The sequence below is a fragment of the Bradyrhizobium sp. CCGUVB1N3 genome (genome assembly GCF_024199925.1).
GTDB lineage: Bacteria > Pseudomonadota > Alphaproteobacteria > Rhizobiales > Xanthobacteraceae > Bradyrhizobium.
Genome location: NZ_JANADR010000001.1, coordinates 8274085 through 8295036 on the forward strand (window position 1 = coordinate 8274085; position 20952 = coordinate 8295036).

Annotated in this window: 21 protein-coding genes; 8 read left to right on the forward strand and 13 right to left on the reverse strand. The window is 65.3% G+C overall.

The annotated features are described in order from the left end of the window. Positions 1–21: 21 nt before the first annotated feature. From NLM33_RS39105 to NLM33_RS39115, 3 genes are all read right to left on the reverse strand, one after another. The gene (locus NLM33_RS39105; protein ID WP_254103711.1) at positions 22–834 is read right to left on the reverse strand and encodes a L,D-transpeptidase; all 813 of its coding nucleotides are present in this window, start codon (positions 832–834) and stop codon (positions 22–24) included. Between the two features lie 283 nt (positions 835–1117). Then, the gene (locus NLM33_RS39110) at positions 1118–1879 is read right to left on the reverse strand and encodes an ABC transporter permease (RefSeq protein WP_254103712.1); all 762 of its coding nucleotides are present in this window, start codon (positions 1877–1879) and stop codon (positions 1118–1120) included. Next, positions 1876–2799: an ABC transporter ATP-binding protein gene (locus tag NLM33_RS39115; RefSeq protein ID WP_254103713.1), complete on the reverse strand. Its 924-nt coding sequence runs from the start codon at positions 2797–2799 to the stop codon at positions 1876–1878. The genes NLM33_RS39110 and NLM33_RS39115 overlap by 4 nt, the downstream gene beginning before the upstream one ends. 277 nt (positions 2800–3076) lie before the next feature. On the opposite strand from NLM33_RS39115, the gene NLM33_RS39120 reads away from it, so the two are divergent. Then, complete coding sequence (locus NLM33_RS39120; RefSeq protein WP_254103714.1) at positions 3077–3796, forward strand: hypothetical protein; 720 nt, start codon at positions 3077–3079, stop codon at positions 3794–3796. 38 nt (positions 3797–3834) lie between these two features. Here NLM33_RS39120 and NLM33_RS39125 read toward each other — a convergent pair whose 3' ends face one another. Beyond that, a complete protein-coding gene (locus NLM33_RS39125) occupies positions 3835–4962 on the reverse strand; it encodes a threonine synthase (protein WP_254103715.1) in 1128 nt (375 codons plus the stop codon). A gap of 176 nt (positions 4963–5138) precedes the next feature. On the opposite strand from NLM33_RS39125, the gene NLM33_RS39130 reads away from it, so the two are divergent. The 3 genes from NLM33_RS39130 (at position 5139) to NLM33_RS39140 (ending at position 6702) form a co-directional block, all read left to right on the forward strand. Further along, positions 5139–5414: a hypothetical protein gene (locus NLM33_RS39130; protein WP_254103716.1), complete on the forward strand. Its 276-nt coding sequence runs from the start codon at positions 5139–5141 to the stop codon at positions 5412–5414. After that, positions 5366–5614, forward strand: a complete 249-nt coding sequence (locus tag NLM33_RS39135; RefSeq protein WP_254106107.1) for a DUF3016 domain-containing protein — start codon at positions 5366–5368, stop codon at positions 5612–5614. The genes NLM33_RS39130 and NLM33_RS39135 overlap by 49 nt, the downstream gene beginning before the upstream one ends. A 134-nt stretch (positions 5615–5748) precedes the next feature. Continuing rightward, positions 5749–6702 (forward strand): LysM peptidoglycan-binding domain-containing protein, encoded by a 954-nt coding sequence (locus tag NLM33_RS39140; protein WP_254103717.1) that lies wholly within the window; start codon positions 5749–5751, stop codon positions 6700–6702. A gap of 53 nt (positions 6703–6755) precedes the next feature. Here NLM33_RS39140 and NLM33_RS39145 read toward each other — a convergent pair whose 3' ends face one another. The 6 genes from NLM33_RS39145 to NLM33_RS39170 form a co-directional block, all read right to left on the reverse strand. After that, a complete protein-coding gene (locus NLM33_RS39145) occupies positions 6756–7382 on the reverse strand; it encodes an isoprenylcysteine carboxylmethyltransferase family protein (RefSeq protein WP_254103718.1) in 627 nt (208 codons plus the stop codon). A gap of 30 nt (positions 7383–7412) precedes the next feature. Beyond that, entirely contained in the window at positions 7413–8453 is a 1041-nt protein-coding gene (locus NLM33_RS39150) for an NAD-dependent epimerase/dehydratase family protein (protein ID WP_254103719.1), read from the reverse strand. Between the two features lie 32 nt (positions 8454–8485). Then, positions 8486–9004, reverse strand: a complete 519-nt coding sequence (locus NLM33_RS39155) for a DUF962 domain-containing protein (RefSeq protein ID WP_371930165.1) — start codon at positions 9002–9004, stop codon at positions 8486–8488. A 170-nt stretch (positions 9005–9174) separates the two neighbouring features. Further along, positions 9175–9849, reverse strand: coding sequence for an OmpA family protein (locus NLM33_RS39160; protein WP_254103721.1), 675 nt, complete (start codon positions 9847–9849; stop codon positions 9175–9177). Next, positions 9849–10265, reverse strand: a complete 417-nt coding sequence (locus tag NLM33_RS39165; RefSeq protein ID WP_254103722.1) for a hypothetical protein — start codon at positions 10263–10265, stop codon at positions 9849–9851. Before NLM33_RS39165 ends, NLM33_RS39160 begins: the two co-directional genes overlap by 1 nt. A 90-nt stretch (positions 10266–10355) precedes the next feature. Then, positions 10356–12929 (reverse strand): ATP-dependent helicase, encoded by a 2574-nt coding sequence (locus tag NLM33_RS39170; RefSeq protein WP_254103723.1) that lies wholly within the window; start codon positions 12927–12929, stop codon positions 10356–10358. Between the two features lie 253 nt (positions 12930–13182). On the opposite strand from NLM33_RS39170, the gene NLM33_RS39175 reads away from it, so the two are divergent. Continuing rightward, the gene (locus NLM33_RS39175; RefSeq protein ID WP_254103724.1) at positions 13183–13356 is read left to right on the forward strand and encodes a DUF1328 domain-containing protein; all 174 of its coding nucleotides are present in this window, start codon (positions 13183–13185) and stop codon (positions 13354–13356) included. A 75-nt stretch (positions 13357–13431) separates the two neighbouring features. Here NLM33_RS39175 and NLM33_RS39180 read toward each other — a convergent pair whose 3' ends face one another. Further along, positions 13432–13950, reverse strand: coding sequence for a thioesterase family protein (locus NLM33_RS39180; protein WP_254103725.1), 519 nt, complete (start codon positions 13948–13950; stop codon positions 13432–13434). A gap of 198 nt (positions 13951–14148) precedes the next feature. Here NLM33_RS39180 and NLM33_RS39185 point away from each other — a divergent pair, with 198 nt between their 5' ends. The 3 genes from NLM33_RS39185 (at position 14149) to NLM33_RS39195 (ending at position 17519) form a co-directional block, all read left to right on the forward strand. Beyond that, positions 14149–15567, forward strand: a complete 1419-nt coding sequence (locus tag NLM33_RS39185; RefSeq protein WP_254103726.1) for an FAD-binding oxidoreductase — start codon at positions 14149–14151, stop codon at positions 15565–15567. A gap of 90 nt (positions 15568–15657) precedes the next feature. Then, positions 15658–17001 carry a Spy/CpxP family protein refolding chaperone gene (locus NLM33_RS39190; protein WP_254103727.1) on the forward strand — a complete coding sequence of 448 codons (1344 nt, stop codon included), beginning with the start codon at positions 15658–15660 and terminating at the stop codon, positions 16999–17001. Between the two features lie 122 nt (positions 17002–17123). Further along, positions 17124–17519, forward strand: coding sequence for a hypothetical protein (locus NLM33_RS39195; RefSeq protein WP_254103728.1), 396 nt, complete (start codon positions 17124–17126; stop codon positions 17517–17519). Positions 17520–17525: 6 nt separating this feature from the next. Here the strand turns inward: NLM33_RS39195 and NLM33_RS39200 are convergent, their stop codons facing one another. Both NLM33_RS39200 and NLM33_RS39205 read right to left on the reverse strand, forming a co-directional pair. Beyond that, complete coding sequence (locus NLM33_RS39200; protein WP_254103729.1) at positions 17526–19202, reverse strand: SulP family inorganic anion transporter; 1677 nt, start codon at positions 19200–19202, stop codon at positions 17526–17528. 127 nt (positions 19203–19329) lie between these two features. Continuing rightward, positions 19330–20811, reverse strand: coding sequence for a caspase family protein (locus tag NLM33_RS39205; RefSeq protein ID WP_254103730.1), 1482 nt, complete (start codon positions 20809–20811; stop codon positions 19330–19332). Positions 20812–20952: the final 141 nt, after the last annotated feature.

Sequence of the window (20952 nt, forward strand, 5' to 3'; positions counted from 1 at the left end):
GATAGCCGGCCGCTTCAGCCGTCAGTTCTGGTAATTATAGTAGGTGCGCGGCTGATAATACTGGCGGGGCTGCTGATAGTAGTAGCCCTGCTGGCCGTAGCTCGGATCGTAAGTCTGGTACTGCCGCTGCGGCTGATAGACCTGTGGCTGATTGACTTGTGGCTGATAGACTTGGGCGTCATAGACCTGGCGCGAGCCGCGCGGCGCCGGATAGCGTGCGCCGGTGTCGCTGCCGTCGGCCGGATAGATGTAGCGGTCGTCCTGCGGCATTACCCGGCGGCCCGGCTGCGCCTGCGGCGTCAGGTCGACCGGTTCGCCGGCCGCGCTGTACTGGTCGCCGTAGGGCTGCGCCGCGCGCGCCACCGCGTTGGTGCCGCGGCCGCTCGGATTGCGCATCAAGGCCACCTGTGCCGAGCCGGTCAGCGTCACCGTGGTGTTGAGCACACCCTGCTCTTGCACCAGCGCGTAGAGCGTCGAGGCGTTCTCGCGCGACAGCCGCACACAGCCATGGGACGCCGGCGTGCCGAGCCGGCCGACCGAGTCGGTGCCGTGGATCGCATGCCCGATCTTGGTGAAGAAGATCGAGTGCGGCATCGGTGCGTCGTCGAATTCCTTGGAGTAGTGATCCTCTTCCATGCGGAAGGCGCGGAAGCTGCCGTTGGGCGTCTCGCGGGAAGGGATGCCGGTGGACACCGGCCAACGATAGCGCGCAACGCCGTCGACCGCGACGGTCATCCGCTGATTGTCCTTGTCGATGGTGATGTCGACCTTGGCCTGCGCGGTGCTCGCGCTGAAAAATATCAATGAGGTGATTGCAACAAATAAGGTACGCATTTTACTTCTGGCCTCCGGCCTGTTCGCGCAAGCGCCGCGGCTCTCCGTCCCCCTGCATGTACTATGCCCGCAATCAGGTTTCGGTTCCAGTGGCCTGCCCGAGCGATCGTTAACGTGGCGCCGGGCGTAAGCAAGCTGCGGCATGACGAATCCGAGCATCTGGCGCTGACATTTTCGCGAGCCGGTCGCTGCACCCAGTCGCCAACGGCCCTGCGCCAGGCAATCAAGATGAACGAGGTTCACATCGACGCGATGGTGGTTACCTTGCCCCCGGATGGTCTGGTCAATTCTTCAGACGATAGCCGGTGCGGAAGATCCAGCCGATCATGACAAGGCAGATCACCAGGAAGGCCGCGGTCATGCCGATGCTCAAGGCGACGCTGACATCGGCGATCTCGTAAAAACTCCAGCGGAAGCCGGAGATCAGATAGACCACGGGATTGAGCAGCGCGACCGTGCGCCAGCCCGACGGCAGCATGTTGACGGAATAGAAGCTGCCGCCGAGGAAGGTGAGTGGCGTCACCACCAGCATCGGAATCATCTGCAGCTTCTCGAAGCCGTCGGCCCAGATGCCGATGATGAAGCCGAACAGGCTGAAGGTCACCGCGGTCAGCACCAGGAAGGTCAGCATCCAGATCGGATGGTGGATATGCAGCGGAACGAAAAGCCCGGCGGTGGCGAGAATGATCAGGCCCAGAATGATCGACTTGGTCGCGGCCGCCCCGACATAGCCGAGCACGATTTCGAAATAGGAAATCGGCGCGGAAAGGATTTCGTAGATCGTGCCGACGAATTTCGGGAAGTAGATGCCGAAGGAGGCGTTGGCGATGCTCTGGGTCAAGACCGACAGCATCACGAGGCCCGGTACGATGAAGGTGCCGTAGCTCACGCCCTCGACATGGTCGATGCGCGATCCGATCGCGGCGCCGAACACCACGAAATACAGCGAGGTCGAGACCACCGGCGAGACGATGCTCTGCAGCAGCGTGCGCCAGGTGCGCGCCATTTCGAACAGGTAGATGGCGCGAACGGCGTGCAAATTCATGACGTCCTCACGAGGTCGACGAAGATGTCCTCGAGCGACGATTGCGTCGTGTCGAGGTCGGAGAAGCGGATGCCGGCGCTGCGGAGGTCGCCGAGCAGGCTGGTGATGCCGGTGCGCTCGCCCTTGGTGTCGTAGTCGTAGACCAGCGTCGCGCCGCCTTCGCAAAGCTCGAGCTCGTAGGGCGCCAGACTCTCCGGCAGCGCGTCGATCCTGTGCGCAAGGTGCACCGTCAGCCGCTTCTTGCCGAGCTTCTGCATCAAGGTAGCTTTGTCCTCGACCAGCACGATCTCGCCCTTGTTGATGACGCCGATGCGGTCGGCCATCTCCTCGGCTTCCTCGATGTAGTGGGTGGTGAGGATGATGGTGACGCCGGATTGCTGCAGGGTGCGCACCACCTCCCACATGCCCTTGCGCAGCTCGACGTCGACGCCGGCGGTGGGCTCGTCCAGGAACAGGATCTGCGGCTCGTGCGACAGCGCCTTGGCGATCATCACGCGGCGCTTCATGCCGCCCGAGAGCGTGATGATCTTGTTGTCCTTCTTGTCCCAGAGCGAGAGGTCCCTCAACACCTTCTCGATATGGGCCGGGTTCTTCGGCTTGCCGAACAGGCCGCGGGAAAAGCTCACCGTTGCCCATACGCTCTCGAATGCGTCGGTGTGCAGCTCCTGCGGCACCAAGCCGATCAGCGAGCGCGCCTTGCGCCACGAGCTGACGATGTCCTCGCCGCCGACCATCACCTTGCCTTCGCTCGGATTGGCGATGCCGCAGATGATCGAGATCAGCGTGGTCTTGCCGGCGCCGTTGGGGCCGAGTAGCGCAAAAATCTCGCCGCGCTTGATGTCGAGATTGACGTTTTTCAGCGCCTTGAAGCCGGACCCATAGGTCTTCGACAAATTGGCGACGGAGATGATGGAGGACATGATGGCCGGAGGGCTGGGGAGGGGAGGCTGGAACCCGCCCCCTGGAGGGCGGGTCAGCGGAGCCCTGAAATAGGAACGCCCTTGCCCGGTCGCAATTCCCTGGAGAAAAATGGCCTCAAAACCGACCGATCGGTGGCAGGTTGCGGGCAACTGTTGCGCAACAGTCACGGGCAGCGGCTAAGATTGTCGGTCACGAGGCTCTTTGTTGCGTCTGCGAGCAGGCCGTGGCTACGATTCCGTCCAATTGCGAAGCATATTGTCCCCAGGGAAGCGATCGATGAGACCGAACGGCCGTTACGCAGCCGGCGCCAGCCAGTTGTCCACCATCCGCGTGTGGGCGACGTGCCTGCTCCTGCTGTCAGCTGTTGCCATGAGCCCGACGAGCGCCAAGGCGGCGCCGAGCCAGGCTGCTGCGACCACGCATGTCTATCTGCTGCGCGGCGTGCTCAACATCTTTTCGCTCGGGCTCGACACCATCGGCTCGCGGCTCGAGGCGCAGGGCATCCCGGTGACGGTTGCGAACTTCGTCTCCTGGTCCTCGCTCGCGGATGAGGCGGCCGCCGCCTACAAGGCCGGCCGGATTAAGACCATCGTTCTGGTCGGGCATTCCTCGGGTGCGACCGCGCTGCCGGATATGATCGCCAAGCTCAATCACCTCGGCGTGCCCGTGAAGCTCGCGATCGGGCTCGACTCGGTGTTCAAGACGAAACTCTCGACCGGCGCCGAGCGCTACATCAACCTCTATATCGGCGACGGTCCCGGCGAGCCGGTGCGGGCCGCAGACGGCTTTCGTGGCAAGCTCGACAACGTTGACGTCCGCGGCTCCGGCGCTGGCCACATCACGATCGACAAGAACGAGTTGATCCAGCGCCGCGTGATCGCAGAGATCGATGCCGTGGTGATGCGCTCGCGCGCGCCCGCGGCCCCGACGGCGCAGCCGGGTGCGGCGAAGCCGGCCGCCCGTTCGGCCGCGGCCACGGCGCCCGCGCGGAACTAGTCGCGCGCCCGCCGCGCGTCGTCTTGATGTCCTCGGCGCTAACCGAGGATCTCGGTGATCAGCGACGCCGCCTTGATCCCGGTCCCCGTGATGACGACGACGGTGCGCTCGTTCGGGCGAATGGCGCCGCGCCGGGTAAGCTCGTCGAGCGCAGCGGCGGCGCTTGCCGATGTCGGCTCGGGAAACAGGCCCGTGATCGCGAGCTTCTTCAGCCCCGCGACGATGCCCTCTTCGGGGATGGCCACCGTGCCGCCGCCCGTTTCCTTCAGCGCCGCCACCATCTGACGCAGGCGCAGCGGGCTCTTGATCGCGGTGCCCTCGGCGATGGTCTTGCGGACCTCGCGCGCGACCGGCGTATCGACGCCCGCCGTGAAGCTCGCGTCGAGTGGCGAGCAGTTCAGCGGCTGCGTCGCGAACAGCTTTGGCATCCGCGCGATCTGCCCCGCCGCGAGCAGCTCCCTGAAGCCGAGATAGCAGCCGAGCAGGCTGCTGCCCGCACCGACGGGAACGACGACGTTGTCGGGGGCCGCATAGCCGAAATCCTCCCACATCTCGTAGGCGAGGGATTTCGTGCCTTCGAGGAAGAAGGGCTGCCAGTTGTGGCTCGAATAGAAGATGCTGCCGGACTGCCGGATCGCTTCCGCCTCCGACTCCTCGCGCGGCCCTTCCACCAGCTGGATGTCCGCTCCGTAAGCGCGCACCTGCGCGATCTTCATCGGAGAGGTCGAGGCGGGCGCCAGGATCTTGATCTTCATTCCGCCGGCCGCGCCATAGGCGGCGACCGATGCGCCGCCATTGCCTGAGCTGTCCTCGAGCACTGCGTTGATGCCGAGCTGGCGGATGAAAGACAGCATCACCGTGGTGCCGCGATCCTTGAAGCTGGCGGTCGGATTGAACCATTCGAGCTTGAAGTAGGGTCTCAACTCGCCCCACTCCTTCTGGACGAGGGGCGTGCAGCCTTCGCCCATGGAGATCGGGTTCGCGATATCGACCGGCAGCGCCGCGCGATAGCGCCACAGCGAGCGCACGCTGCGATCGACCTCGTCGCGCGAGATGCCGCGCAGCGGCGTCACCATCAGCGGCTTGCGGTCGTCGGAGCACCAGCGCGGCTGATCCAGCGGATAGAGCGTGCCGCTGAGCGGTTCGATGTAGGATGGCGTTGTCATGGGGCGATCTCGAATATGAGCATCAGGGCCGATCGCGCCGCCAGATCATCAGGCGAGAGGGAGTGAGCGGCCCGATTGAACGATTCTAAGTGCCGAAACGGAATATCGATGTCAATTCCGGCGTTCCCGAGTTCGCGGGAAGCTGTGACTGAACGCATTCGGAAAGCGAGGCTCACATGATCCGGAGATCGGTTGCCGCAGCCGTGCTTATGGCTGCGTTGCTCGGTCCGTCGCTCGGCGTTGCCGGCGTCAAGGTCCGCTTCATCAATCCCGAGCGGTACTCCGACGCGGATGCTTACGGTGGTGGATCGGAGGCCACGCTGGCCGAGTTTCGCGCCTATCTCGAAACCCTGGGCAGGCGGCTCCTGCGCCGGGGCAGAATCTCGGCATCGATGTTCTGGATATCGATCTCGCCGGCCAGGACGAGCCGCGGGGGCGTGGCACGGAGGTGAGGGTAATGCGCGACGTCACGCCGCCGCGTATCAGGCTGCGCTACACGCTGAGCGGCGGAGGCAGGCGCGCGACGAGCGGCGAGGACGATCTGAGCGACATGAACTATCTGATGAACCCCTCCGGCCGCCTGGGTGGCCGCTACGGCTACGAGAAGGCGCTTCTGGATGACTGGTTCAGGCGCGTCGCCGGTTCGCGATAAGTGAGCGACAGGCGGGCGCATTGGCGTTGGCGTGCAATTGGGCGGGCTTTGCGCCCCAAATTCTGCCAAATCGGTGGTCAGTAAGGCCGGAATAGGGAAGGCGCCCGCCTTCCCGCCGTGGGGTTGCAGGACGAATGGTTGTTTTGAGGCGAACGGTCCTGCTGGCGGTCGGCGTGCTGCTCGCCGTCTCGACGGCCGTAGCGGCCGCTTCGCCGGCAAAGCCCAAGAAGGCGACTGCGATCGTGGCACTGCCGTCACTGCCGCAACCGGCCCCGCTGCCCGCTGAGGCCGAACCTGGGCCGTCCCCGCGCGTCTATCTCTTCCGCGGCGCGCTCGGGCCGATCTTCTCGACCGGCATGGACCGCCTCGCGGAACGGTTGACGGAAGCCGGCTTCAAGGCCGACGTCTACGAATTCACGATCTGCCGGCTGATCGCCCAGCGTGCGATTTCCACCTACCGCGAACAGCCTGCCCCGGTCGTTCTGATCGGGCATTCCATGGGCGGGCTGTGCTCGATCATCTTCGCCGAGATGTTTGCCGAGGAGAAGATCCCGGTCAGCCTCGTGATCACCATCGATCCCGCGCATGCGACCGGAAATGTGCCGCTCAATGTCGAGCGCTTCATCAACATCTATCTGTCCGACAGCGTGCTCGGCGGCGGCGACGTGGTCGCGGAGCCCGGCTATCGCGGCCATTATGCGAGCTTCGACCTGAAGCAGAACAAGCGCGTCACGCACATCAACATCGAGAAGTCCGAAGACATCCACCGCCAGATCGTCGACATGGTCGGGCAATTGCCGCGCGTGCCGGCACAGGCGCAGGGCGAGCCGGTGCCGCTGCGCTATCTCGTTCCCGGCGATACGCTGGTGGAATTGTGGGACTCGGGCGTGAAGCTGCCGATGCGCGCCGGCGATACGCTCGAGCGGATCGCCGCGCAGTATCACGTGCCGGTCTGGTCGCTGGCGCAGGCCAATGGTTTGTCTGAAAGCGCGCCGCTCACCGCCGCTCAGGACGTCATCATCCCGCGCCATCTGCTGCCGGCCGTGCCGGCGCAGGCCGCCGCCGCCCCGTCCAAGTCAGTGCGCTGAAAGTCAGTACGCTGAAAGCCGGTACGCTGATCCTCGCCGGCGGTGCGTAGATGTCACCGCGGCGACAGGAACGGAATGATCATCGGGACGCGGCGGCAATAGGCGCCGTAGGCGTCTTCGCCGAGCTCCTTCGACAGGAAGACTTCTTCCATCCGGCCCTTCTGCCACATGCCGAGCGAGATCAGGATGGCGCCGAGGATCGCCGTCACCGTGCCGACCGCGATGCCGGTCGCGAGCATGCCGGCGATCAGGCCGGTGTAGATCGGATGACGCACGATGCCGTACGGGCCGGTGTCGATGACGCGGTGGTCTTCCTTGTGGGTGATGGTGTTCGACCAGAACTTGCCGAGATGAAGACGTCCCCACCAGGTGAAGGAGATTCCGGCGAGCACGACCAGCGCTGCAATGTAGATGCCGACCTCGCCGAACACCCACAACGGTTTCTCGTTCAGCACTTCCGCGGTCCATGGCGTGAACAGGATGCCGCCGATCAGGATCGGCAGGCGATAGCGTTGCGAATCTAGCGTCATCACCTGCTTCTTGGTGCGGCCCTGCCAGAACGAGGCTCCCACCCAGCTCGCGAGCCAGGCGAGCCAGATCAGCGCCAGGAGTTTGGTCGGCCAGGTCGTGGTCCAGCCACCCCAGGCGAAGGAGAGAAGCTTGCTGAAATCAAAGGACATGCGAAAAGGTTCTTGCTTTTGGGCTTGGGCTCAGCTCGCGCGCGAGCTGAGCGCGTGACGCTCGATGCCGGCCGGCGTTTGCAGGCCGTCGCGTGCGAGCAGATGGGTGATGGTTTCGCGCAGCACCGGCTCGATCGGGCGCGGCGCATAGCCGAGTTCGGTGCGCGCCTTGTCGATCGAGAGGTCGCTGGCGGCAAGCGCAATGCGCACGCCCTCGCCCGTGCCGTTGGGCGGCCGGTGCGTGACGTGGTCGGAGATGTATTCGAGCATGATCGCCGAAAGCTCGGCGAGCCTGCCGGGCACCGCGATGGGGTACTGCTTGCGGCCGCTGATCACCGACATCATGCGCAGGATCTGTCCGAGCCGGACGCAGTCGCCGCCGAGAATATAGCGCTGGCCGATGCGGCCGCGCTCCATCGCGAGCACGAGGCCCACGGCGACGTCGCGCACATCGACCAGGTTGACGAGGAAGTCGATGTGCGGCTGCACCTTCTTTTGCAGGAAGTACCACAGCATCGCGGTGGGCGGCGTGAGATTGTGATCGGCCGGCTCGACCGGCCCGATCGGCATGGTCGGCGTGCCGATGACGAGCGGGAAGCCCGCCGCCGCGGCCTTTGCCGCGCAATGTTCGGCATGCGATTTCGACCGCGTATAGGCGCCCGGCATCGCGTCGGCCGGCTGCAGCGCCTCTTCGGCGGGAACGCCGTCCAGCTGCGAATAGGGGAACAGGATCGATTCCGTCGAGCAGTGCAGGAAGCGCGACACGCCGCGCAGTTGCGCGGCCGTCAGCACGACCTCGGTGCCCCGGCAATTGACCTCGTGGAAATCCTGCTTGTTGGCGACCCACATGCCGGGCAGGCCGGCGAGGTGATAGACCTGATCGACGCCTGCGAGCGCGCGATCGACCGCGTCGCCGTCGAGCACCGAGCCCGCGACGTAGTCGACGTCAGCGCACGGCGCGGCCGGCGGCCGCACATCGAGAACGCGCACCCGCTGCCCCCTGCCGCGGAGCACTTCTACGAGATGATGTCCGATGAAGCCGCTGCCACCGGTAACCAGTACGAGAGCCATGAAGAAAGTTGCTGCTGTTCCGCTCTGGAAGCTTATCGGGTTGAAAGGGAGTTGGTCGGAAGAGGCGCGAGAATCGCGGCAAGGTCACGACGGAAACCCAATGCAATGAATAATTTTGCCATTACAAACATCGGTCCAAGCAAAAGATGAGACGGAAAGGTGAACAACGAGGCCTCGCGCCCCTCAAAAACCTTGTGGCCGATGGCCTGCGCGGCGAAGCCGAGAGCTACCAGCGTTGCGAAGATCGCCCACATCGTCACGGTGCTGACTTGTGCCGCAATGGTCGTCGCGATCGAGAACAGCACGATGGATACGGCCAGAATGCCGGTCCCGAGCGCCACGTCGAGCAGCAGCCAATAGATGAGGACCGGCAACGCCAGGATCAGCGCAAGGCTGAATTCGAATCCGAACAGCGGGACCGCCACTAGCGTCAGCGGCATCACCGCACCGGTGAATAGCAGGAGGATACCGATCACATGCATCGCCGTGTTCCGGGGATCGCGATGATACTCGACATAAACGGCAAGTTGGCGCTGAAAAAAGCCACCCATCTTGGTCTCACTGAGGATGCAGGTCGGAGGAAGCGACAAGCCTATAGCATCTGCTTGTCCCCCGCACAAACCGGCGCATTTGTCGCGCAGTGCAGCCATTTGAGGCGGCCTGTGCACAAAAAAACAGTCAGGGGTTCAAGGGGTTCCGGACACGGCCCAGAAGCGATCGTTTAGCGTTTTTTGGCCGGCTTCTTGGCCGGTGCCGCAGGTTTGGGCGCCGCCGGCTGATCGGCCTGTTCCTCGGGCAGTTTCGCGAGCGTCAGGATCTGCATCTGCCCGTTTGCGGCCGAGGTCGGCCGCGCGCGGTCGAGGAATTGCTCCTCGCCAAGGCCGATCGACTGGATGCGCTTGGCGGAGATCTTGAACGTGTTGACAAGCACGTCGCGGATCGCATCCGCGCGGCGCTGGCTCAGGATCGCATTGGCTTCCCGCGTCTTCGAATTCGATTCGACATGGCCGACGATCAGGAAGGTGTAGGGCAGCAGTGAGGCGTGAACCAGTGCATCCGCGGTGCGGCCGACGGTCTGGTAGGACGAGGGCTGGATGATCGGCGTGTCGGCGTCGAACTGGATCTGAGTGGTAAAGGTCGGCAGGTTGGCCAGATCGGGCGCGATCAGCGGCCGGTTCACTGGACCGGGATCGTTCTTGATCCTGGCCTTGGCGCGCTCCATCACCTGCTGCTTCAGCGCCGCGAGGTCGACATCGGGCGCTGATTCGAAATGGTTGAGCTTGGCGACGACGTCGTCGCGGGTCGGCGGTGCCGTCTGCGCGCCCACGTGGCCTGCCGCGAGCATCAGGGCGAGCACGAGGCCGATCGATTGCAGGGTGAACCCGGCCGCGCGCATCAGCGATACCCCGCGTCGTCCACCGCCTTGAGGCAGTTGTTGCTGATGCCCTTGGGCGTCGAGATCAGGCAGGGGATCGACTTGCTGGTCTCCTTGGTCGAGCCGCCGCAGACCTTGACGATCTCGCGCTGGCAGGCGTTCGCCACGGTCACGCGCGCGGCGACCCGCTTCTGGATCGCGTCGAAGGCCGCGAGGTAATCGGTCTGGCACTGCGGCGACAGCACGTCGCGGTTGCGCGACAAACATTCCTTCAGCCGCGTCGAATCCGGGTTCACGCCGCGGCAATTGGCCACGATCTCGGCGCCGCAGCTCTTGGCCAGCATGCCGATCGCATCGCCAAAGCTCATCGTCTCCGCCGCCGCCAGCGACGGCATGCCAAATGCAAGTACGGCGAGTGTGATGAAGCCCCGGGCCATGGCCGCATCTGATACGGGGAAGTTCGCCATGGTCAAGGGGCGGGGAGCAAGGAAAGCCGGCGGCGTAACGCCGCCGCAACAGGGGCGGCCTCACGCCCGCTGCACGAAACTGTCCACGACCTTCTTCTCGCCGGCCTTGTCGAAGGCGATGGTGAGCTTGTTGCCGTCGATCTTGGCGACGCGGCCGTAGCCGAATTTCTGGTGGAAGACGCGATCGCCAAGCGAGAATTCGGATGTCGTGCCGGTCGATTTGGCCACCAGCTCGCCCTCGATCGTCATCGGGCCGCGCCGGCGCGTCGAAAAACTGCCGCCGAAATCGGGCGCGGAGGAAAACGGCGAGGGCTCTTCCTCGAAGCCGCCGCGTCCGCCGCCGTTGCGGCCACCCTGGCCACGGTTGCGATTCGCCTGGGCGCGCTGCCAGCCCGGCGTTGAATAGCTGGAGCCGAAGGCTTCCATGTCGTCGAAACGCGAGGCGCCGTAGCCGCCGATGCCGCCCCAGGCCGAGCCACCCTTGGACTCCGTGATCTCGACATTGGCCGCCGGCAATTCGTCGAGGAAGCGCGACGGGATCGTGGTCGACCAGGTGCCATGGATGCGGCGGTTGGTCGCAAAATAGAGCTTTGCGCGGCGTCGGGCGCGGGTCAGGCCGACATGGCCGAGCCGGCGCTCTTCCTCAAGACCGGCGCGGCCCTGTTCGTCCAGCGTGCGCTGGCTCGGGAACAGGCCTTCCTCCCAGCCCGGCAGGAACACGTTGTCGAATTCGAGCCCCTTGGCCGAGTGCAACGTCATCAGCGACACCGCGTCTTCCTCGGCGCCGCCGTCGCGATCCATCACCAGCGAGATGTGCTCGAGGAACCCCTGCAGGTTCTCGAACTCTTCCATCGAGCGCACGAGCTCTTTCAGGTTCTCCAGCCGCCCCGCGGCATCCGCCGAGCGGTCCTTCTGCCACATTTCGGTATAGCCGCTCTCATCGAGCACGATTTGGGCGAGATCGGTATGCGTGGTCACCTCGCGCTGGGCGCGCCAGCGGTCGAAGTGCGTGACGAGGTCGCGCAACGAGCCACGCGCCTTCGGCTTCAACTCGTCGGTCTCGACCACGGCGCGCGCCGCCTCGAACAGCGGAATGCGGCGCTTGCGGGCATGATCGTGCAGCATCTGCACGGTGGCATCGCCGAGCCCCCGCTTGGGCGTGTTGACGATGCGCTCGAAGGCGAGGTCGTCGGCGGGCGAGTTGATGACGCGTAGGTAAGCCAGCGCATCGCGGATTTCGGCGCGCTCATAGAAGCGCGGGCCGCCGATCACGCGATAGGGCAGGCCGAGCGTGACGAAACGGTCTTCGAACTCGCGCATCTGGTAGGACGCGCGCACCAGGATCGCGATTTCGTTGAGCCTCTCGCCCTGGCGCTGGAGCTGTTCGATCTCCTCGCCGATGCCGCGGGCTTCCTCCTCCGAATCCCAGGCACCGGTGACCGTGACCTTCTCGCCGTCCTCGTCCTCGGTGCGCAGCGTCTTGCCGAGGCGGCCTTCGTTGTGCGCGATCAGATGCGAGGCAGCGGCGAGAATATGGCCGGTCGAGCGGTAATTGCGCTCCAGCCGGATGACCTTGGCACCGGGAAAATCGTGATCGAAGCGCAGGATGTTGTCGACCTCCGCGCCGCGCCAGCCATAGATCGACTGGTCGTCGTCGCCGACGCAGCAGATGTTCTTGGTCTTCTCCCTCTCCCCGTCCTTCACGGGGAGAGGGCTGGGGTGAGGGGCTGCTTCCACGAGTTCAGCTTGCGGAGAGTCCCCCTCACCCGGATCGCTGCGCGATCCGACCTCTCCCCGCAAGCGGGGAGAGGTGAAAGAAGAAGGCGCCTGCGACAACAATCGCAGCCACAGATACTGCGCGACGTTGGTGTCCTGATATTCGTCGACCAGGATGTATTTGAAGCGCTGCTGGTACTGCCGGAGGATGTCGGGGTGCTCGCGGAAGATGCGAATGTTCTCCAGCAGCAGGTCGCCGAAATCGGCGGCGTTCAGGATCTTCAGCCGCTCCTGGTAGCTCGCATAGAGCTTGCCGCCCTTGCCGTTGGCGAACATCGCGGCTTCGCCTGACGGCACCTGCGCCGGACCAAGCCCGCGGTTCTTCCAGCCGTCGATCAGGCCGGCCAGCATGCGCGCTGGCCAGCGCTTGTCGTCGATGTTTTCGGCTTGCAGGAGCTGCTTCAACAGCCGCACCTGGTCGTCGACATCGAGCACGGTGAAATTCGACTTGAGCTGCGCCAGTTCGGCGTGGGTGCGCAGGATGCGACCGCCGATGGAATGGAAGGTGCCAAGCCACGGCATGCCCTCGACCGCCTGTCCCAGCATCTGGCCAAGCCGGTGCTTCATCTCGCGCGCCGCCTTGTTGGTGAAGGTCACCGACAGGATCTCACCCGGGCGTGCGCGGCCCTGGCTCAGGATGTGGGCGATGCGCGTCGTCAAGACGCGCGTCTTGCCAGTGCCGGCGCCGGCGAGCACCAGCACGGGGCCGTCCAGCGTCTCCACGGCGTCGCGCTGCTCGGGATTGAGGCCGGTCAGATATTTCGGGCCCACCGAGGCGCGGGCGCGCGCGGCAATGCCGCCGGCCGCGGGCTGGTGGTCGGGAACGACGTGAGAGGTGATTTTGCTCGGCTCGGTCATGCGAATCAGTGGCCCCACGATGGCACCGCGGGGTGGCGGAAGGGAGCCTTCATAACAGGGATTAGCCCCTATATGGGGCGGCGGCGAGGGGTTTTCCACGTACGCCGAGGGCCGATTTGTTCCTGTCACCTCGGCGAATTTCCGCCCCTCTCAGCCTGGAACCTTCGTTTCGAGCTCGAGATTGTCTCTGCAAACGTGGCGTGGCGCGAGGCCGCGCCGATCGCAGACAAACATCGAGACAGAGGGTTTGACCATGCTTGGCTGGGTTGTGACGTTTCTGGTTATCGCACTGATCGCCGGTATCCTGGGCTTCGGCGGCATCGCCGGCGCTTCGATCGAAATCGCCAAGGTCATCTTCTTCATCGCGGTCGTGCTGTTCCTGATCTCGGCCGTGTTCGGATTGGCCCGCGGCCGCACCAGGGTCTAGCGGGCTTTCGGCGTCATAGATCCTCATGGTGAGGAGCGCGCAGCGCGTCAACTATGCCGCTGCGGGCTAACGCAGCTACCGCTTCGAGGGCATCGCGACGTTTCTCCCGACGCCCTCGGGCCACGGCACCGCGCTGTGGTCCTTGACCACGGAGGCGATGCGCTCGCGAATGTCGGCCGGGAAGGGCGCCACTTTTCGCGAGGTCATGTCCATGTGCAGCGACATGTTTTCCGAGGTGGCCGACAGCCAGCCGTCGGTCGCGTGGCGCAGCTCCTCGAAAGTATGCAGCCGCTTGTCGTCGGCTTCCAGCAGCCACACCGAGATTTGCGCGGGATCGCCGAGATGGATCTCGCGCAGATAGCGCACGTGACACTCGGCGGTGAAGGTCGAGCCGTGACGCTCCTTCATGTAGGTCGGCCCGATCCCGAGCTTCAGCCAGAGCTGGTCGATCGCCCGGTCGAACATCACGTTGTAATAGGCCATGTTGAGATGGCCGTTATAGTCGATCCACTGCGGCTCGATCTGCATGATCGAGGAACGGAACGGCTCGGCCTTGGTCTCGGCCTTGTGCGCGTGGGCGGCAGTCTCCGTCATCTGTCCTTCCTGCCAATTTCTTCCCGGCATGCGTCCGGTCGCTTGACTTGACCGGTTATATGTCCTTTGCAACGGTCCTTAGAGCATGATCCGGAAAAGTGTGCAGCGGTTTTCCGAAAAGATTATGCTCGAACAACAACCTAAAGCGCGATGAGGATTCATCCTAATTTCATCGCGCTTTAGTCGGGAGGAATGTCCGTGGGTATGACCATCACCAATAATCCGCCGCGGCCTGAGCCGAAAGCCCTGGCCAGCGCGCTGGAAGCGCTCACCGCACGCTTCGGCAATCGCTTGATCACCTCGCAGGCCGTGCGCGAGCAGCACGGTCACACCACGACCTGGCTCGCCAACCAGCCGCCGGATGGCGTGGTGATGGCGCAGGAGACCAAAGACATCCAGGACGTGGTGAGGATCTGCGCTGGGAACGGCGTGCCCGTGATCGCGTTCGGCACCGGCACCTCGCTCGAGGGCCAGGTCAATGCGCCGGCGGGGGGCATCTGCATCGACCTGCGCGACATGAACAAGGTGCTCGCGGTGCATGCCGAGGACCTCGACTGCGTGATCGAGCCCGGCGTGACGCGCAAGGCGCTCAACGAGCATCTGCGCGACCAGGGCCTGTTCTTCCCGATCGATCCCGGTGCCGACGCCTCGCTCGGCGGCATGGCCTCGACGCGCGCCTCCGGCACCAATGCGGTGCGCTACGGCACCATCCGCGAGAGCGTGCTGGCGCTGAAAGTCGTGCGCGGCGACGGCGAGATCATCACGACCGGCACGCGCGCGAAGAAATCCTCCGCCGGCTACGACCTGACGCATCTGTTCATCGGCGCCGAAGGCACGCTCGGTATCATCTCGGAGCTCACCATCCGCCTGCGCGGCATCCCCGAGATGATCGCGGCGGGCGCGGTCTCCTTCGAAACGGTGCATGGCGCCTGCCAGGCGGTGATCCTCGCGATCCAGACCGGCATTCCCGTGGCGCGCATCGAGTTGCTCAATGCTGCGCAAGTGAGGGCCTGCAACGCCTATTCCAAGCTGACGCTGCCGGAGACGCCGCTGTTGTTGCTCGAATTCCACGGCAGCGAGATCGAGGTTGCCGAGCAGTCCAAGGCCTTCGGCGAGATCGCCAAGGACTGCGGCGGCGGCGATTTCTCCTGGACAACCAAGCCCGAGGACCGCACGAAACTGTGGCAGGCGCGGCATGATGCCTATTGGTCGGTCAAGGCGCTGCGGCCCGGCGCCGGCGTGGTCGCAACCGACGTCTGCGTGCCGATCTCGCGCCTTGCCGACTGCGTCACCGAGACCGAGGAAGATCTGAAGCGGCTCAACCTGCTGTCGCCGATCGTCGGCCATGTCGGCGATGGCAATTTCCACTGCTCGCTGCTCTGCGACGTCGACAATGCCGACGAGATGGCGCGCAGCGAGGAGTTCATGCACCGCCTTGTCGAGCGCGCGCAGGCGATGGACGGCACCTGCACCGGCGAGCACGGCATCGGGCAGGGCAAGCAGAAATACCTCGAGGCCGAACTCGGTCCCGAAGCGCTCGACGCGATGCGGGCGCTGAAGAAGGCGCTCGACCCGCAAAACATCCTCAATCCCGGCAAGATCGTGCCGGCGGCCTAGCTCCGTCGCGGGAACTTTCGGCAAGCCGGCTGGTTCCAATTCCCGACACGTTCCGATGCCTCAATGGCGCGGCACTCTCGGGAGGATGCGATGTTGCGACCGGTCATTGGAATTGCCGCGATGGTGCTGGCCTGCATGGTGGCAGGTGCAGCTCTGGCGAAGGGCGGCGGCGGTGGCCATGGTGGTGGCCATGGTGGTGGTCATGGCGGCGGGCACGGTGGTGGACATCGCGGCGGCGGGCATGGCGGTGGTCATCATGGTGGCGGCCATTTCGGCGGTCATGGCTTCGGTCACGCGCATTTCGGCGGCGGGCATCATGGCGGCGCGAGGTTCGGAGCCGTTGCGCGACATGCCGGCCCGAGCTTCGGTCAGATCCGCAATGCGGCCGTGCGCCCTGCAGGCTTCCGCAATGCGCTGAACGTCCACGCCAGTGCCTTCCGCAACGGCCGGCTGATCGGCAATCCGGCGGCACGGGCCCAGATTGCAGCCGCGGCCGCACTCGCCGGCTGGCATGGCGCAAGCAGCGGATGGTGGCAGCATCCCGGCGGCTTCTATGGCTGGGTGGGACCGTTGTTCTGGCCGTTCGCCTATAACGACCTCTACGACTACACCATCTGGGGCGATGGTCTCGGTTTCTGGGGCTACGGCTACCCGGACATCTACGCCGGCATCTTCGGCCCCTACGGCTATGACGGCCTTGCAACCTATTTGCCGCAACGCTCGTATGGACGACGGCAGGCGCGCGGCGTTGGGCTCGATCAGCTCTGCGGCAGCGACCGCCGCGAGATCGTCGGTCTGCCGATCGACCAGATCGCGGATGCGGTGCAGCCGACGGACGCGCAAGGCGCCGATCTCGATGCGCTCGGCAATGCCTCGATCCAGGCGGCCGAGCTGATCCGCGCGTCCTGTCCAACGCAGGTCGCGGCGACGGCGCCCGGCCGGCTCGCGGCCATGCAGCAGCGCGTCGAGGCGATGGCAAAGGCCGTCGGGCTGGTGCAACCGGCGCTCGACAGATTCTACGGCTCGCTCACCGACGAGCAGAAGGCGCGCTTCAATGCGCTGGCCGAGAACCAGCGCCGCGCGACGGCGTCCGGCAACGCCAATGCATCGCTCGTGCAGAATTGCGGTTCGCCTGTTGGGCTTGATTGGCCAGGCGCCGAAATCGAAGCGAGGCTTCACCCGGACGACACCCAGCGCGCTGCGCTGCAAGTGCTCCAGGATACCAGCGCCAAGGTCAGCGCGTCGCTCAAGGCGGCCTGCCAGCCCAGCGACGTGATGACGCCGCCGGCGCGCATGGCTGCGATCCGCAAGCGGCTCGAAATGTTGCTCGACGGCGTCAAGTCGGTGCGCGCGGCGCTCGAGGATTTCTATGCGACGCTCAATGACGAGCAGAAGGCGCAATTCGAGGCGATTGGCCCGCGCCGGACGTCCTGAGCGCGCCGCAATCCAAAGGCGTGGCGGGAAAAACCGCCTCGCCGGGCGCGACGGGGTTCTCTATGCTGGGCGGAGCTGAGGCTCGACAATGCGGTGGCCGGAAGACCACGGGTGGCGGGGCGATGAAGTGGTTCGCAAGGCAAAAGGGGGCCGACGTCTGGGATGAGCCGATCCAATGGCCGATCGGCGACATCGAGGCAGCCGATCGCATCCGCAACATCTGCCAGTCCGCATCCGCAAGCGCAGAACTGATCGGCGGCTCTGCCGACCACGGCCGAAAATCGCCCGAGAAACAGCGCAAGCGCGAAAGCGAGCGTTATGAACGCGCGGCGCGCGCCGCGATGGAGATCGCGATGAAGATATCGGACGACCTGATGCGCGACGACGCCGTCCGCCGGATCGTCGATCTCTGCATGAAGGCGGGCGACACGAAGACGGCGCAGATCCTCTATCGCGCGATCCAGGCGAGCTGGATTCGGCAGGCCACGCAAAAGGACTACCCCGCGCTCGGCCGGTGATGGGCCCTATTTCGCGAGCGCGACGACGGCCTCATGCACGCTGTGAAAGACGTGGTCCCTCGGCAGGATGTCGAACAGCGCAAAGCGCTCGAACGCGTTCTGCGCGCGCACCGATTCAAGTCGCGCCACCGCGACGGTGACGCCCTGTTCGCGGCAGGCCCGCAAAATGTCCAGCAGGACCTGGGCCGCCGTGAAGTCGATCTCGACCATGCCGCTCGCTTCGAGCACCATCAGCTTCGGCGTCGCGGCCTTCAGCAGATTGGCGACGTCGTTGCGGAAACCGGGCGCGTTGAGGAACGACAGCGGCGCCTGCAATCCGACCACGACGACGCCGGGGAGCCGCTCACCTGCGATATGAGGATGCGCCGGCCACCAGATCGTGGTGCCCGGCACGCGATCGAACTCGATGAGCTTGGCGCGCGTCGTGCTCCAGATGCCGTGCAGGAGCGACAGCACGATGCCGAGGAACGCACCCTGCTGGATCGGCAGCACGATGATCAGCGCCGCGGTCGCAAGGATCAGCAGGAATTCGCTGAAGGACTGGCGATAGATCGTGGCGATCTGCTTCACGCGGATGATCCGCAGGGCCACGAACAGCAGGATGCCGCCGAGTGCCGCGTCCGGCACGTGCTGCAACAGTCCGGTACCGAAGGCGAGCAGCGCCAGCACGATCAGCGCAGCAGCAAGGCCTGACAGTTGCGACTGTCCGCCGGTCTCGACCACGATGCCCGTGCGCGGCGGGCTGGCATTGACCGGAAACGCGCCGAACACGCCCGCAAGCAGGCTGCCGGCACCGGCGCCGAGAAAATCGCGGTCGACGTCGGCAGGCTTGTCGGGATCGGAGGGGAACGATCGCGTGGTCGCTGCGGTCTGGACCATCACGACGACGGTGATCACGAAGGCCAGCGGAACGAGGCGCACCCACGCCTCGGGCGCAAGCTCCGGCAAGGTCGGCATCGGCAGCGTGCCCGGGACAGTGCCGACCACCTTGACGCCCTTGGCTTCGAGCCCGGCCCCGATCACCGCCAGCGTTGCCGCGACCAGTCCGATCAGCGCGCCGGGAATCTTGGGGCTGATCGTCTCGGCGAGGAAGACGACGGCGAGCACGCCGAAGCCGATGAAAATCGTGTAGGGATTGGACCGGCCGAGCTCGTGCGCCAGCGTGCCGATGCGATCGAGCGTCGGACCGCTTGGCGCCTCCACGCCGAGCACGCCCGGCAGTTGCGAGACGATGATGTGTACGGAGATGCCGGCGAGGAAACCGACCATCACCGGCACTGACAACAGATTGGCGATGCCGCCAAGGCGGAAGATGCCGCTCGCGACCAGCATCGCGCCGACCATCAGCGCGAGCGCGATCGCAAGCGATTGATACTCCGGCGAGCCGGTCGCGGCGGCCGCCGCGAGGCCGCCGGCGAAGATCGGCGTGATGGTGGAATCGGCACCGCAGGACAGGAAGCGGTTGCTGCCGAGCAGCGAAAAACCGAGCGAGCCCGCCATGAAGGCGAAGAAGCCGATCTGCGGCGCGAAGCCGCCGAGCCGCGATGTCGCCATCTGCTCGGGGATGGCGATCGCCGCCAGCGTCAGGCCCGCCATCAGGTCTCCAGGCAGCAGGCCAACCTGGTAGGACGAGAGCGACCGGAACAGCGGCCAGGATGGCTTGGCGTCAGCGTCTTGCGGCATCGATACGAATCCCCGGGCGATAATGCGGGGAACAGACTAACAGGAATCCGGCGATGTCAGGCGCCCGTGAAGATGCCCGCGAGATGCTGTATGCATCTGCGGGCGCCTTCTTGATTCTCAGCGAAAGCTACCTGCGATAATCGCCGTGGTTCATCTCGCCGCCGCGGCCGCCGCCCATTCCCATGCCGAGGCCAATTCCGACGCCGATGCCGATGCCCTCCATGATGGCGCCGGGCGGCGGGCCGCGATCCGGCGGCGGCGGACGGCGATCGACCACGACTTCGTCCGTCGGCGGCTTGCGCTTGGGCGTGTCGACGACCTTCCTCTTCGGCGGCGTATCGTCGACGCGCTTCTTGATGATCGGCGCGACGGTCGGATTGATCGGCGTTGCCGGTGTTGACGGCGTCGAGCACGGGCAGGTCGGCGCCATCGCGACGGCGACCGGGACTGCGGCGGCCGCAGCCGTCGGCCCGTAGTTGCGGTTCTGCACGCGGAGCAGCAGTCGGCGCGCGGTTGCGGCAAGGTCGCTGCCGCCCCAGTTGGTGAGATACGTCTCGTACGAGGTGCGGGTGTTGATCGCGACTGCCAGCTCCCAGGCCAGCATCTGGCGCCGGCGCTCCAGGATCGTGCGCAGGCGCGGGGTGTAGGAGGCCTGCGCGTACAGCTCGACATAGGCCTGGTACGCAGGCACGGTGTCGTCGGCGATCACGAGATCATAGGCGACCTTGGGCTCCTTGCCGCGCAGCTCCTGACGCCAGTCCTCGACGGTGCGGCTCGCGCTGGCCAGCGCCGGCGAATCCGCGCCGGGAGTGGTGGGCTGGTGCCCGCTGCCGTCGCCGAAGAACTTGAAGTCGGCCGTCAGCGACGAGCTTTCCCACGGGATCTGCCGGCCGTCCGTCGACTGGGCGACGGCGACGCGGATGCGCTTGAAGACTTCCTCGATCGGCAGGTTCGGCTGCTTGGCGATCGCTAGCGCGGCCGTGGTGTAGGGACTGTCGATCCCGGAACCGTCCTCGGCTTCCGCGCCGGGCGATGTCGAGTAGGAAATGAAGGAGCCGGGGGCACCGGCCCTGGTGTCGACGATCGCAAGCCCGTGGCCCGCGCCACTGAGCGCCGGGAAGGGATTGTTGCGGCAGGCATCGAGCATGAAGATGCGCGCGCGCGTCGGCAGTGCACCGAGCGTGTTGAGCAAATCGTTCAGGCGGACGCCCTGCAAGGGAATGTCAGCCTCGCGCTTCGGATCGAGATCGACCGGCACCAGATAGTTCTCGCCGTCGATCTGCAAGCCGTGGCCGGCATAGAACACCAGCGCGACGGTGTCGGCGCCGCTGGCGCTGACCTTACCGGCGAAATCGCTGATCGCCTGGCGCATTTCGTTCTGCGCCAGGTTGGGGGCAGTGGTGACGCTGAAGCCGGCATTGCCGAGCAGCTCCGTCATGCCCTTGGCGTCGTTGGCGGCGTTGGGCAGTTCGGGCACTGCGCGATAGGCGGACTGGCCGATGACGAGCGCGAGCCGCGTTTCGGCGGACGCATCCGCCAGCGTGATGAGCTGCGAAAGAACGAGAAGGCTGGATGCAAGAAGCAAATTGCAAAGGGCCGGACGGCGCATGGTGTCACCTCCATCGGCAATGCGCGCGAGGATGACAGCCTTTCTAGTCGTGTGCGATGACGGCGTCTGTGCGCTAGCTCACGCCGGCACGTGCGACAAATTAGGCCGTTTTGCTGCCGGAGATGCCACCTTGGGTGGTGG